This window comes from uncultured Microbacterium sp. (genome assembly GCF_947632095.1).
Taxonomy (GTDB): Bacteria; Actinomycetota; Actinomycetes; order Actinomycetales; family Microbacteriaceae; genus Microbacterium.
This window is the reverse complement of record NZ_CANROA010000051.1, coordinates 1-12,514: the sequence shown is the minus strand read 5'-3', so window position 1 is coordinate 12,514 and position 12,514 is coordinate 1. Positions and strand designations below refer to the sequence as shown.

General features: G+C 69.7%; 9 protein-coding genes and 1 other RNA gene. 4 read left to right on the top strand and 6 right to left on the bottom strand.

Annotated elements, in window-relative coordinates:
• Positions 1–171: 171 nt before the first annotated feature.
• The 6 genes from Q0Z66_RS10700 to ffs all read right to left on the bottom strand — a co-directional run bounded on the left by Q0Z66_RS10700 (position 172) and on the right by ffs (position 5,732).
• Positions 172–795 carry an NAD(P)-dependent oxidoreductase gene (locus Q0Z66_RS10700; RefSeq protein WP_298040938.1) on the bottom strand — a complete coding sequence of 208 codons (624 nt, stop codon included), beginning with the start codon at positions 793–795 and terminating at the stop codon, positions 172–174.
• Positions 792–2,015, bottom strand: a complete 1,224-nt coding sequence (locus tag Q0Z66_RS10695) for an acetate kinase (RefSeq protein ID WP_298040936.1) — start codon at positions 2,013–2,015, stop codon at positions 792–794. Before Q0Z66_RS10695 ends, Q0Z66_RS10700 begins: the two co-directional genes overlap by 4 nt.
• On the bottom strand, positions 2,012–4,126 hold the full coding sequence (pta, locus tag Q0Z66_RS10690; RefSeq protein ID WP_298040934.1) for a phosphate acetyltransferase: 2,115 nt from the start codon (positions 4,124–4,126) through the stop codon (positions 2,012–2,014). The genes Q0Z66_RS10695 and pta overlap by 4 nt, the downstream gene beginning before the upstream one ends.
• Before the next feature lie 58 nt (positions 4,127–4,184).
• A complete protein-coding gene (locus Q0Z66_RS10685) occupies positions 4,185–4,937 on the bottom strand; it encodes a hypothetical protein (protein WP_298040932.1) in 753 nt (250 codons plus the stop codon).
• A gap of 41 nt (positions 4,938–4,978) precedes the next feature.
• Positions 4,979–5,533 carry a rhomboid family intramembrane serine protease gene (locus Q0Z66_RS10680; protein ID WP_298040930.1) on the bottom strand — a complete coding sequence of 185 codons (555 nt, stop codon included), beginning with the start codon at positions 5,531–5,533 and terminating at the stop codon, positions 4,979–4,981.
• Positions 5,534–5,635: 102 nt separating this feature from the next.
• Positions 5,636–5,732: signal recognition particle sRNA small type (ffs, locus tag Q0Z66_RS10675), an RNA gene on the bottom strand.
• Positions 5,733–5,922: 190 nt separating this feature from the next.
• Here ffs and Q0Z66_RS10670 point away from each other — a divergent pair.
• The 4 genes from Q0Z66_RS10670 to Q0Z66_RS10655 form a co-directional block, all read left to right on the top strand.
• A complete protein-coding gene (locus Q0Z66_RS10670) occupies positions 5,923–8,712 on the top strand; it encodes a hypothetical protein (protein ID WP_366938990.1) in 2,790 nt (929 codons plus the stop codon).
• A 78-nt stretch (positions 8,713–8,790) separates the two neighbouring features.
• Entirely contained in the window at positions 8,791–9,768 is a 978-nt protein-coding gene (locus tag Q0Z66_RS10665; RefSeq protein WP_298040928.1) for a MoxR family ATPase, read from the top strand.
• Positions 9,769–9,771: 3 nt separating this feature from the next.
• On the top strand, positions 9,772–10,962 hold the full coding sequence (locus Q0Z66_RS10660; RefSeq protein ID WP_298040926.1) for a DUF58 domain-containing protein: 1,191 nt from the start codon (positions 9,772–9,774) through the stop codon (positions 10,960–10,962).
• Positions 10,962–12,514 (top strand): DUF3488 and transglutaminase-like domain-containing protein (locus tag Q0Z66_RS10655; RefSeq protein ID WP_298040924.1); only part of this gene is annotated, 1,553 nt, incomplete at its 3' end. The genes Q0Z66_RS10660 and Q0Z66_RS10655, both read left to right, overlap by 1 nt.

The following is a 12,514-nucleotide window of genomic DNA, read 5'->3' as shown; positions in this document are numbered from 1 at the left end:
TGCACCTCGGCGGTCGGAGTCAGCACGCCGTCCAGGTCGAAGAGCACGCCTTCGGCGCGGCGCAGGTCGGGCAGGGTCGAGGACACTCTGTACTCCCATCGGCTCGTAGCGGAGCGACACCTCAGCGTGCCTGCCAGCCAGCGTAGCCGCGGCCCGTCGACGGGGTAACCCTCAGGCCCCGCGCGCCGCCAGACCCACGGATGCTCCGCGGTAGGCATCGGGCTGTTCGAGCGCTTTGACGAGGAAGTCGGCGACCGATGCCCGCGGGATCGGCTTGTTCGACTCCGGCGCCCCGTCGAACGCCTCGACGTAGGGGGCGAATTCCTTGTCGTTCAGCGATGACGGGCGCGCGATTGTCCGGTCGAGGCCTGCCGAGTCGATGCGGTCGAGCGCCGCGCGGTGATCAGCGAGCGGATGCCGCAGCATCCACTGGATGCCACGGCCGATGAGACCGGTGAGCTCGCCGTCGACACCGAGCGAAGCGCAGTACGCGATGCGCTCGACGCCCGACGTGCGCATGCCGTCGACGATGTTCCCCACCATTGTCGTGATCTCGTCGGAGGGCTTCATCGGCGCCGAGGACGACAGGCAGGAGACCGCCGCGTCCTGGCCCGCGATCGCCGCGGCGACGGCATCCGCGTCGAAGGCATCGCCCTGCACGATGCGGATCCCCTCACGATCGGTGACCTTCTCGGGGCTTCGGACGAACGCCGTGACGTCATGCCCCGCTTCCCGGGCACGACGCACGACCTGCCTGCCGACGCCGCCCGTGGCTCCGAAGACGATGATCCTCATGCCATTCCCTCTGCCTGTCGGGCGATCTCGAGCTCTTCGTTCGTCGGGATCACGAGCACCTCGACGCGTGACGCATCGGAGGAGATCCGGCGGATGCCCGGAGCCCTCGCCGCGTTGCGCTCGGCATCGATCTCCACACCGAGGAAGCCCAGGGTCGCCAGAGCCTCCGCGCGCACGCGCACCGCGTTCTCGCCCACCCCGGCCGTGAACGAGATGACGTCGACGCCGCCCAGCTGCGCGATGAACGCCCCGGCGTAAGCGCGCAGCCGATGGATGTAGACGTCGAAGGCCAGCTTCGCCCGCGGATCGTTCTTCTCGACGCCCTCGAGGATGTCGCGCATGTCAGCGCGGTCCGCGAGCCCCAGAAGGCCGCTGCGCTTGTTCAACAGCTCGTCGATCTCGCGGGTCGTCATCTGCGCGACCCGGCTCAGATGCAGCACGACGGCCGGGTCGACATCGCCCGAGCGCGTGCCCATCACGAGTCCCTCGAGCGGTGTCATGCCCATCGAGGTCTCGACCGAACGCCCGCCGTCGACGGCCGTGACCGAGGCGCCGTTGCCGAGGTGGAACACCAGTTGCTTCAGCTCGCCGAGCGGCCGGCCCAGGAACAGCGCCGCCTGTTCGGAGACGTACTTGTGACTCGTCCCGTGGAAGCCGTACCGGCGGATGCGATGCCGCTGGGCGACGCTCCGCTCGACCGCGTACGTGTACGCCGCCGGCGGCAGGGTCTGGTGGAAAGCGGTGTCGAAGACCGCGACATGCGGCACATCGGCGAAGCTGCGCCGTCCGGCCCGGATGCCGGCGACGGCGCCGGGATTGTGCAGCGGGGCGAGCACGGAGAGGTCTTCGATGTTGATCTCGATGAGATCGTCGATGAGCGTGGGCGCGAAGAAGCGCGCCCCGCCGTGCACGACGCGGTGGCCGACGGCGACCGGCGGATGCTCCGCCAGCCGTGGTCCGTGCTCGGCGAACTGCTCGAGCATCACGGCCATCGCCTCGTCGTGATCGGCGATGCGCCGCTCGCTGCGGTGCTGGGTGTCGAGCACGGTGGGCGCGGGTTCCCCCGGCTCGGCGATGCGGCGCACGGTGTGGGTGATCTCGCCGATGTCCTGACCGATGCGCTCGATGAGCCCCTCGGCGAGGGGCACCTCGCGCTCCATGTCCATCAGGCTGTACTTCAGCGACGACGAGCCGCTGTTGATAACGAGCACGACGCTCATGCCACCCCTCCCTGCGCCTGAATCGCGGTGATCGCGACCGTGTTGACGATGTCTTCGACGAGCGCACCGCGCGACAGATCGTTGATCGGCTTGTTGAGGCCCTGCAGAACCGGCCCCATCGCGACAGCACCGGCCGAGCGCTGCACGGCCTTGTAGGTGTTGTTCCCGGTGTTCAGATCGGGGAATACGAACACGGTCGCACGACCCGCCACGGCCGAATCGGGCAGCTTCGTCTGCGCGACGGCGGCATCGGCCGCGGCGTCGTACTGGATCGGTCCCTCGACGAGCAGCTCGGGGGCGCGCTCACGCACCAGGGCGGTGGCTTCCCGCACCTTGTCGACGTCGGCTCCGGAACCGGACTCCCCCGTGGAGTAGGACAGCATCGCCACGCGCGGGTCGATGCCGAACTTCCGGGCCGTCTCCGCCGAGGAGACGGCGATGTCGGCGAGCTGCGCGCTGGTCGGATCCGGGATCACGGCGCAGTCGCCGTAGACGAGAACCCGGTCGGCGAGCGCCATGAGGAAGACGCTGGAGACCACATCCACATCGGGGCGCGTCTTGATGATCTCGAACGACGGCCGGATCGTGTGCGCGGTGGTGTGCGCGGCGCCCGAGACCATGCCGTCGGCGAGCCCGAGGTGCACCATCATCGTGCCGAAGTACGACACGTCGGTGATGGTGTCGGCGGCCTGCGCGACGGTGACGCCCTTGTGAGCGCGCAGCCGCGCGTATTCCTCGGCGAAGCGGGCCACGTACTCGGCGTTGTTCGGGCTGATGATCTCCGCCGCGGCGACGTCGATGCCGAGTTCTGTGGCGCGCGAGGTGATCGCATCGGCGTCGCCGAGGATGACGAGGTCCGCGACGTCCCGCGCGATGAGGGTCGCCGCAGCACGCAGGATCCGGTCGTCGTCGCCCTCGGGGAGCACGATCCGCTTACGATCTGCGCGGGCGCGCTCGATCAGTCCGTATTCGAACATGAGCGGTGTGACGACCGTCGATTCGGCGAGCCCGAGCTCGATGCTCAGCTCGTTGATGTCGACATTCTTCTGGAAGAGCGCGAGCGCCCGATCATAGCGGTGCCGGGAGTCGGCGGCGAGCCGGCCGCGGGCCCCCATGACGCGCACCGCGGTGTCGTATGTGCCGTGGTCGGTGGCGATGATCGGCACGGCCGATTCGAGTCCGTCGATCAGGCGCACGATGTCGGCCGGGAGCGGGAAGGGGCCGTTGAGGATGATCCCGGCGATCGAGGGGAACGTGCCCGAGGCATCGGCGAGGAGTAGCGCCAGCAGCACCTCGGTGCGATCGGCCGGAACGACGACGACGGCGTCTTCCGTGAGCCGGGGCAGCACGTTGACCATCGACATCCCGGCGACGACAACGCTGAGAGCCTCGCGGGTGAGCAGATCGGGGTCGCCCGCGACGAGGCGGCCATCGACGGCGGAGAGGATGCCACGGATGGAGGGGGCAACGAGCGTGCGGTCCTCGGGGATCGCCCAGACCGGGGTGGTCTCATGGTGCGCGGCGCGCACCGCATCGATCGCCGGCTGCAGCGCATCGGGGTCGGCGCGGTTGACGATGACGGCGAAGAGCTCCGCGCGTTCTTCGTCGAGCTCGGCGAGCGCGAGTGCGGCGATCTGCCCGACCGCGGCAGCGCTCCGCGCCGTCGAGGTTCCGAGCTGCTCGGCTCCGCCGTGCTGGTCGCGTCCGCCGAGCACCAGCAGCACCGGAGCGCCCAGGTTCGCCGCGACCCGCGCGTTGAAGCCGAGTTCGGCGGGGCTCGCGACATCCGTGTAGTCGCTGCCGATGATCACGACGGAGTCGCACTGCGCTTCGACGGCTTTGAAGCGGGAGACGATCGTCGACAGCGCGCGATCGGGATCATCACGGACCTCGTCGTAGGTGACGCCGACGCAGTCCTCGTAGTCGAGTTGCACGCCGTCGTGGGCGAGCATCAGTTCGAGCACATAGTCGCGCTCGGCCGACGAACGGGCGATGGGACGGAACACCCCCACTCGCGGCGTCACGCGCATGAGCGCGTCGAGAACGCCCAGAGCAATGGTGGACTTTCCGGAATGGCCTTCGGCCGAGGTGATGTAGATACTACGAGCCACGCGGCCAGCCTACGCCCGACCGCAGACAGCATGTTCCCCGCCGTCCGGGAATATGCGTTCAGCTCTTTCGCGCCTCGAGTTCCTCCTCCGCTGCGCACTCCCCCGAGAGCGCATCGACGACGGCCGCGGCATCCGATCCGAAGCGTGCGTAGTGCTGCGGGTCGCTGTTGATCTGCACGCGGTGGATCGCGATCGTCGGTTCCATGTCCTGCCATCCCGCCAGCCGTCCCAGACGCGCGTAGAAGAGGGATGCCGCACCCTGCGGGTCCATTCGCTGCTCGACGCTGCCCCACCAGGACTGCTGCTGGAACAGCCCGATGCTGCTCGTGCGCGAACCGTCCGGGTTGGTGATGCCCGCGGCCTCCCAGTCCCCGTAGTCGATGTTGCGCAGGCTGCTCTCGCCCATCGCCGTCATGACCGCGAGGATCTGGCCGTCCCGTTCGAAGCCCGCTTCATCGCCGGCCCGCATGATGGCCGCGGCGTTCTCGAGCTGCTCCCCCGACCAGCCGGCGATCCCCTCATCGGGATAGGTCGCGGGCTTCGCGGCGCAGATCGGCACAGGGTCGTGGGACAGTGCGGCCGGAATCAGCACGAGCAGCGATGCCGCGACGACGCCCGCCGTGACGATGCCCGCGATCCGCAGACGACGGAGCACGCGCCTGCGCCGCGCCGCTCGCCGACGCCGGATCGCCGCGGCGGATGCCGGTCGCTTGCGCCGCGTCACGAGCCGTCGCTTCGACATCGGGCGTCGCGTGACGGTTCGCCGACGCCGGGCGCGCGATGCTGCGCCTGTCGCCGATCGAGTGCTCATCCACCCATCGTGTCACCCCGACCTGGGCGGTCGATCCCGCCTCAGCCGCGCGCGGGCTCCGCGCCGGGCCCGCGCTTCGCGCCCAGTAGCGCTGCGACGCCGCCGCCGATGCCGCCGAACAGGTGCGCCTGCCAGGAGACCCCGGACGGCACGCCGATGATGCCGGTGAGCACGGAGCCGCCGTAGAGCACGATCACGATGATCGCGATGATCGCGTAGGCGATGCGGTGCTGGATGGGTCGCGGCGAGATCACGCGCACGACGACGTAGGCGAAGTATCCGAAGACGAGGCCGGATGCGCCGACCGTCAGGGTTCCGGGGGCGTTGACGAGCCATGTTCCCGCACCGCCGATGAGCACGACCACGGCGGTGACCGCCCAGAAGCGGCGGGCGCCCTCGATCGCGACGAGGCATCCGAGCACCAGGAACGGCAGGCTGTTCGCGATCAGGTGCGGCCAGCCGGAGTGCAGCAGCGGCCCCAGCACGATGCCGACGAGGCTTCCGAGGTCCCAGGATCGCAGCCCGAATCCGGTGAACGAGCCGGGGAGCACGGCATCCGCGATCTGGATCGCCCACATCAGGGCGAGAAGCGCCACGGGCGATGCGAACCTCAGGAAGGGGCTCGGCCGGGCTGGGCCGGGAGGAGAAGCGGATGCTGCCACGCCTCGATCCTCGCATCGGGTCTGTTCCCGGACAAAAGAAAAGACTCTCCGCGCACCCAGCAGAGCCCGGTTACCCTTGCTACGTTTCCGTCCTGGGGGAATTGGCCTGGATGCTGCCACGCGGAGAGCCGTGTTCTAGTCTACCCGAGACGAGGGGGTGCTCCGACCGCGGCCGCCGCATCGGGACATCCCCGCACCGGACCGAGATATGAAGCGAGCATCCGTGAGCACGAAGCCCCTGCTGCGGTGGCATTTTTTCCGGAACTCTGCGCACATACCAGACCGAAGCGCTCTCCCGCCTGCCGATCGGTTCTGACGATCCATTGCACATCGTCGCGCCGCCGGGGTCGGGCAAGACGCTGCTGGGTCTGCTGCTCGCCGTGCGTGAGGGGCACCGCTCCCTGGTTCTCTCGCCGACCGTCGTGATCCGGGAGCAGTGGGCGGATGCCGCCCGTGCGCTCGCCGGTGACGGCGATGCGGTGGCGGATGATCCGTCTCGGCAGGCGGATCTGACGGCACTGACCTACCAGATGCTCAGTGTGACGGGCGATGGTTCGCCGTTCGAGGATCTGGCCCGGGCGATCTGGGTGGAGGAGCTCGCTGCCGATCGCTCGGAATCCGCAGCGGCCACGGCCCTCGCCGAACTCGCGGTCGACAATCCGAAGCAGTACCGCTCCGGCATTCGCCGGCGCGTTCGCACGCTGCGTTCGCGCTTCACGAAGGAGCGCCCGGACCTCATCGCGCGCGTGCTGCATCCGCGTGCGGTCGCCCGCATCGACGAGCTCGTGGAACACGGCATCCGCACGATCGTCCTCGACGAGTGCCACCATCTGCTGGATCATTGGGCGCTCGTTGTCGCCTACCTCGTGGCGCGTCTGCGCGAGCGGGGCATCGACCCGCTCGTGATCGGCCTGACCGCGACGCTCCCCTCCCCCGATGACCGCACCGAGTACGACAACTACACGCAGCTCCTCGGCGATGTCGACTACGAGGTGCCGACGCCCGCGGTCGTGAAGGAGGGGCATCTCGCCCCGTACCGCGATCATGTGATGTTCACGGAGCCGACGGATGCCGAGCTCGCCTTCCTGCGCAGGCATGAGGCGCTGCTGGATGAGCTGCTCCTGCGCGTTCTGTCGACGCCGGAGGGCCTTCGTTATCTTCACGATCGCGTGCAGCCTCCCGGCACGGAGGGCGAAGAGTCGTCGATCCGCTTCGAGCGCGCGCTCGCCGAGGATTTCGCCCTCGCTCGGACGTGCGCCGCGGTGCTTCTCGAGTTGGTGCCCGAGCATCCGCTCGCGGGCGTCATTCCTGAAGCCCTCCGGCCCCGCTGCACGAGCGATGACCTCCTCATCGCCCTGTCGCGTTTCGCGCAGGATCGTCTGCTGTCCGATCCTGCAGCGCGCAACGAGTGGGAGTATGTGCGCCGCTCGCTCGCCGATCTCGGATACCGCCTGTCCGACAGCGGCATCCGGCGCGGACGGAATGCGGTCGAATCGACCCTGGCGCATTCGGCGGCGAAGGATCACACGGCCGTGCGCATCCTCCGCGAGGAGATGTCCTCCGCCGACGGCGATCGGCTCCGGGCCGTCGTCGTGACGGATTTCGTCGAGCACGGGAACCACAACGGCGAGTGGGGGCCCGCCGCCGCGGGCGCGGAACGGGTCTTCCGGATGCTCGCCGCCGATCAGATCACGGCGTCGCTGTCCCCCGTGCTTCTGACGGGACAGATCCTGCGCACGCGTTCCGTGGATGCCGCCCGTATCGCGACTGCACTCGAGGAGTCGCTCGGGGTTGCAGTGAGCACGACCGCCGCCCCTGACGGCACCGCGGAACTGAACGTGGCCGGGGCATCCGTGAGGGGCGGCACTGTCGTCCGCGCGGTCTCCGACCTCATCGACCGCGGCGAGGTCCGGGCTCTCGTGAGCACGCGGGGGCTGCTGGGCGAGGGGTGGGACTGCCCCGCGGTGAACACGCTGATCGACCTGACGACCGTCACGACCGCCGCATCGACGCAGCAGCTGCGCGGGCGCACGTTGCGCCTGGATTCGTCCTGGCCGGAGAAGGTGGCGCACAACTGGTCGGTGTGCTGTGTGCTGCCGCCGGAGGTCGAGCTCGCGGACACTGCAGAGGTCACGCGGCTGCGACGACGGCACGCTCACCTGTGGGGTGTGAGCGTGGATGATCCGCCCGAGATCGTCACCGGGCTCGGTCATGCCCTGCCGGGATCTGCGCAGGATGCTGTCGACGCCGTGGTCGCGAAGGACCCCGCGTCAACGGTCGATGCGGTGAACGCGCTGGCTGCCGCGGCGCGACCCACCCGCGCTCAGGCACGTGCCGCGTGGCGGGTCGGGTCGCCCTTCGCGTTCCGTGAGCGCGAGGTCGTCCTCGCCCGCCGCGCCCCGCGGTCAGCGCCGGTGCTGCGCACTGCTCCTGCGGCGAGCGCGGATGCGCTGGGCGGTTTCGCGGTGACGGCGGCGGGCGCCGCTGTGGCGCAGGGCGTTTTCATGGCGCAGGATGCGTCGATCGATGCGGCGGTGTTCGCGGGCGTCGCGCTGGGCGCGGGGGCGATCGCGGCCGCCTCGGTCGGCGTTCTCGCTCTGGGCCGTGCGCTGCGCGATCGTCGGCACCCGGGAGACTTCTACCGCCGGGCTGCGATCGCCCTCGCGCGCGCCCTGCACGAGTCGGGGCGCACGGGCGCATTCGTGGAGGACGAGATCGTGGTGCACGCCGATGCCCCCGGTGCGGTGCGCATCGAGGTCGGCGGGTCGGGCCCCGATCGCCGTATGCTCGCCGATGCGCTCGAGGAGCTGTTCGGCCCGGTCGTCACGCCGCGTTTCCTGTTGCGCGTCGATCGTTCCGGACGCGGTTCGCGCTCACCGTTCGCCGATCTCGCCGACCGCCTCTCCCCGGGCCGGACGCTCCTGGCAGTGCCGCGCATCATCGGCCGTCGCCGCGGCGATGCCGAACGTCTGCACGCGCACTGGCGCGACGCTGTCGGCCCCTGCTCCCTCCACGAGCTCGACGGCACGCGCGGACTCGCCCTGCTCACCGCCGCGCACGCGGCCGATGGGTGGCGGCCGGCCGCCTCGCGCCGCACGAGTTCCTGGAGCTGACGGCATCCGCGCCGCGTTGTCCGCGTCTCCGGCGCCCCGTACGATCAATAGGACGTAGCGCCGCACGAGAGGGAGCACATGCCCGCCGCCGAGATCCCCTTCACCGCCCGACGCTTCAGCGAACGGGCGGGCGCGGTCCTGGCATCCGTCTCCCGGGTCATCGATGGCAAACCGGATGCGGTGCGCGGCGCCCTGGTCTGTCTTCTCGCCGAGGGGCACCTGCTGATCGAGGATGTTCCCGGCGTCGGCAAGACGATGCTCGCCCGCGCTCTCGCCGCGAGCACGGATGCGACGGTGCGCCGTATCCAGTTCACCCCCGATCTGCTGCCAGGAGATGTCACGGGGGTCAGCGTCTACAATCCCGTCGATCGTGACTTCGAGTTCAAGCCGGGCGCGATCTTCGCGCAGATCGTCATCGCGGATGAGATCAACCGGTCCTCCCCGAAGACGCAGTCGGCGCTGCTGGAGGCGATGGAGGAGCGGCAGGTGACGGTCGATGGCCGCACCCACGCGCTGCCGCATCCGTTCCTCGTCGTCGCGACGCAGAATCCGCTCGAGATGGAGGGCACCTATGCCCTCCCCGAGGCCCAGCGCGACCGCTTCATGATGCGCCTGTCGATGGGATATCCGGATGCCGCGGCCGAGGCGCAGATGCTGCGTCAGCGAGACAACGTCAACCCGCTCACGGCGCTCACCCCGGTGATCGACGCGGCGGACATCATGGGGATGATCGCATGGGCGCGTGCCGTGCACGTCTCCCCCGCTGTCGAGCAGTACGCCGTGGCGCTCGCGCAGGCGACCCGCAATGATCCGGGTCTGCACCTGGGGGCGAGTCCGCGTGCGACGCTGCAGCTCGTGCGCGCGGCGAAGGTGTGGGCGGCTCTCGATGGCCGGGAGTTCGTGATCCCGGACGATCTCACGGACCTGCTCGTCCCCGTCTTCGCACACCGTCTGCTGCCGGCGCGCGGGGTTCACCGCGCCGGGGCGCAGCCGGTCGAGGCGACTCTGCGGCAGATCGTCGAGCGGGTGCGCGTTCCGCTGGGCGCGCGGGTCTGACCGATGCGCGGGCGGCGTCCTCTGACACCCCGCGGTCTCGCCGCTGTCATCATCGGCGTGGTCTGCGCGATCGCGGCGAATGTTCTCTCCGCACCGATCCTGCTGTATCTGGCGGTGCTGTTCTTCTCGCTCGTCGTCGCCGCCGTGCTCGCTATCCGCGCGCCGCGGCGCGATGGTGCGGTCGCTCGGCGCATCTCGACCGATCTGCTGGCGATCGGTGAGGAATCCGCGGTCGCCGTTCGCTTCGATCTGCGCCCCGCGCGACTGCCCCACGGCATCTGGCACGACCGGCTGCCCCCGGCTGTATCGGGAGACACGAGCGGTGAGCTCCCGACCGATAATGGTACGAGCATCCGCTATTCGGTGACCGGTGTACGGCGCGGCGTCTGGCCGATCGGCCCGCTGTCGCTGCGCACGGTCGATCCGTTCGGGCTCGCGCAGCGCGTGCAGGACTTCGGCGATACCCGCACCGTGACGGTCGTGCCCGAAGTCGTGCCCCTTCCCGCGATGGGCATGACGACCGGATCCGGCGGCGGGAACGCGCGCACATCCGTCAGCCGCCTCGGACCGGGAAGCGACAACCTGTCGCCGCGGCAGTATCTTCCCGGCGATTCGATGCGCCGCATCCATTGGCGGGCGACCGCGCACCGCGGCGAGCTGATGGTGCGCCAGGAGGAGGAAGAGTCGAGTCCGGACGCGGTTGTCATCCTCGACCGCGCGGCCGCGCGATGGAGCACGCCGTCGGAGAAACCGGATGCTGCGTTCGAGGCCGCGGTCTCGGCGTGCGCCTCGATCGCCCTCCATCTCGCGCAGGAGGGGTACAGCGTCGATGTGCTGGACACCGGCGGGACGTCGCTCGGCTGCCTGCGAGGCCACGACGACGACCGCGACGGACTCCTCGTCGCCCTCGCGATGGTCTCTCCCCGCGGCGAGGGCCGCGATGTCGTCTCGCTGCTCGACGAGAACCCGCCGGGTGTCCTCGTGCTCATCACGGGAGCGCTCGAGGAGGCGGATGCTCGGGCGCTGCGCTCCGGCGGAGCATCCTGCCCGATCCTGCTGACGACGGATGCCTCACCCGAGGCTGTGCTCGGCGCGCAGATGCACGGCTGGTCGGCCGCCTTCCTCGGGGATGACGTCGCCGAGGCCTGGACGAGCGCTGTTCCCGCCCACCTCACCATGGGAGGCGCACGGTGATGGTGGCGCCTTCGCCCGTGCAGCGCGCCCGTGTGATCCGCGCCCGGCGTGAAGCGGCGATCGGATCGGCGCTCTTGGCCGCGGCCGCCGGGTTCATCGCGCTGTGGCCCTACACCGCGGTCATCTCACCGGGGCGCTGGTCGATGTTCACGGTCGTGGTGATCATCGTCGTCACGGGTTCGGGGCTCCTCACCAGGGTGATCGCCGCGCGGCATCCGGATCGCGCATTGTTCGCCCTCGGCGTTGAGCTCGTCGCCGCGATCGGCGCCGTCACTTTCCTGACTGTTCCGCGCGATGCGGTGTTCGGGTTCATCCCCACGGGCGTTGCTCTCCGGTCCTGGGCCCGGCACCTCGGGGATGCCGCCGACCAGATCGTGTACGGGAAGGCGCCGTTGGAGGCGACGTTCGCGCTCGCTGCGGTGCTGGCGATCGCCTTCGCCCTCGTCGCCATTCTGCTCGAGCAGCTCGTCACCCAGAACCTGGCGCTCGTCGCGATCGTTCTGACCGCCATCGTCGGGTCTCTGCCGATGATCATCTCCGGCGCCGAGGCGAACGTGCCCTGGTTCGTGCTGCTCGCGCTTCTGGCCTTCTTCCTCCTGCGCCGCACCGCTCGCCGCTCCTCGGGTGCGCCGCGGCGCGCGTCGATCATCATGACGATCGGGATCGGGGCGGCGTCGATCGTCGCGACGCTCGTGTTCGCTCCGGTCATGCCGGTCTCCACGACGTGGGCGGGCGCGGGCGTCTCCGCGCAGGTGAATGCCTCTCTCCGCCTGGGCGATGATCTGCGCCGCCCTGACCCGTTCACCGTCATGACCGTCGCGACCAGGGCCACGACGGCGCCGTATCTGCGTGTGGCGACGCTGTCGTCCTTCGACGGCGAGACGTGGGAGCCCGACGACCTCGATCGTCAGCCGCTTTCGGACGGTTTCGGCGGCACCGAGTGGTCGGATGACCTCGATGCCCCGCAGCAGCGCACATCGGTGAAGGTCAACAATCTGTCGAGCTCCTGGCTGCCCGTCCCCTATGCGGCGACGAAGATCATCGGCGTCGGCTCCGCATGGGAGATCATCCCGGAGAACCGCACGCTGTACTCCGAGACGGCGGATGCCGCGGACCAGGACTACACGGTCACCTCGCGCAGCGTCCAGCCGACGAAGGAGCAGATCCAGGCAGCGACGGCCACTCCCGTTCCGGCCGGTGGCGCCGCAGCCGATCTGCCTGCGGTGATCGGCGAGAGCGCCCGCACCGTCACCGCGGATGCCACGAACGATTACGATCGGGCGCTCGCGTTGCAGAGCTGGTTCCGCAGCGACTTCTCCTACTCCTTGGATGCTCCCGTCGAGCGCGGATTCGATGGCACCGGAACAGATGCCGTCGTCGCCTTCCTCGACGAGCGGGAGGGGTACTGCATCCACTTCGCCGGGGCCTTCGCCCTGATGGCGCAGTCGCTCGACATGCAGGTGAGGATCGTCGTCGGGTACCTTCCGGGGACCGTGACGGATCACAAGCGCGGTGCGGAGTTCCTCTACGAGGTCAGCAGCGATCAGCTGCA

What these genes read in the sequence shown, in the direction of transcription:
- Q0Z66_RS10685 (WP_298040932.1), bottom strand. Translation starts at nt 4,937, where the DNA reads ATGAGCACTCGATCGGCGACAGGCGCAGCATCGCGCGCCCGGCGTCGG.
- Q0Z66_RS10700 (WP_298040938.1), bottom strand. Translation starts at nt 795, where the DNA reads ATGAGGATCATCGTCTTCGGAGCCACGGGCGGCGTCGGCAGGCAGGTC.
- Q0Z66_RS10665 (WP_298040928.1), top strand. Translation starts at nt 8,791, where the DNA reads ATGCCCGCCGCCGAGATCCCCTTCACCGCCCGACGCTTCAGCGAACGG.
- Q0Z66_RS10695 (WP_298040936.1), bottom strand. Translation starts at nt 2,015, where the DNA reads ATGAGCGTCGTGCTCGTTATCAACAGCGGCTCGTCGTCGCTGAAGTAC.
- Q0Z66_RS10660 (WP_298040926.1), top strand. Translation starts at nt 9,772, where the DNA reads ATGCGCGGGCGGCGTCCTCTGACACCCCGCGGTCTCGCCGCTGTCATC.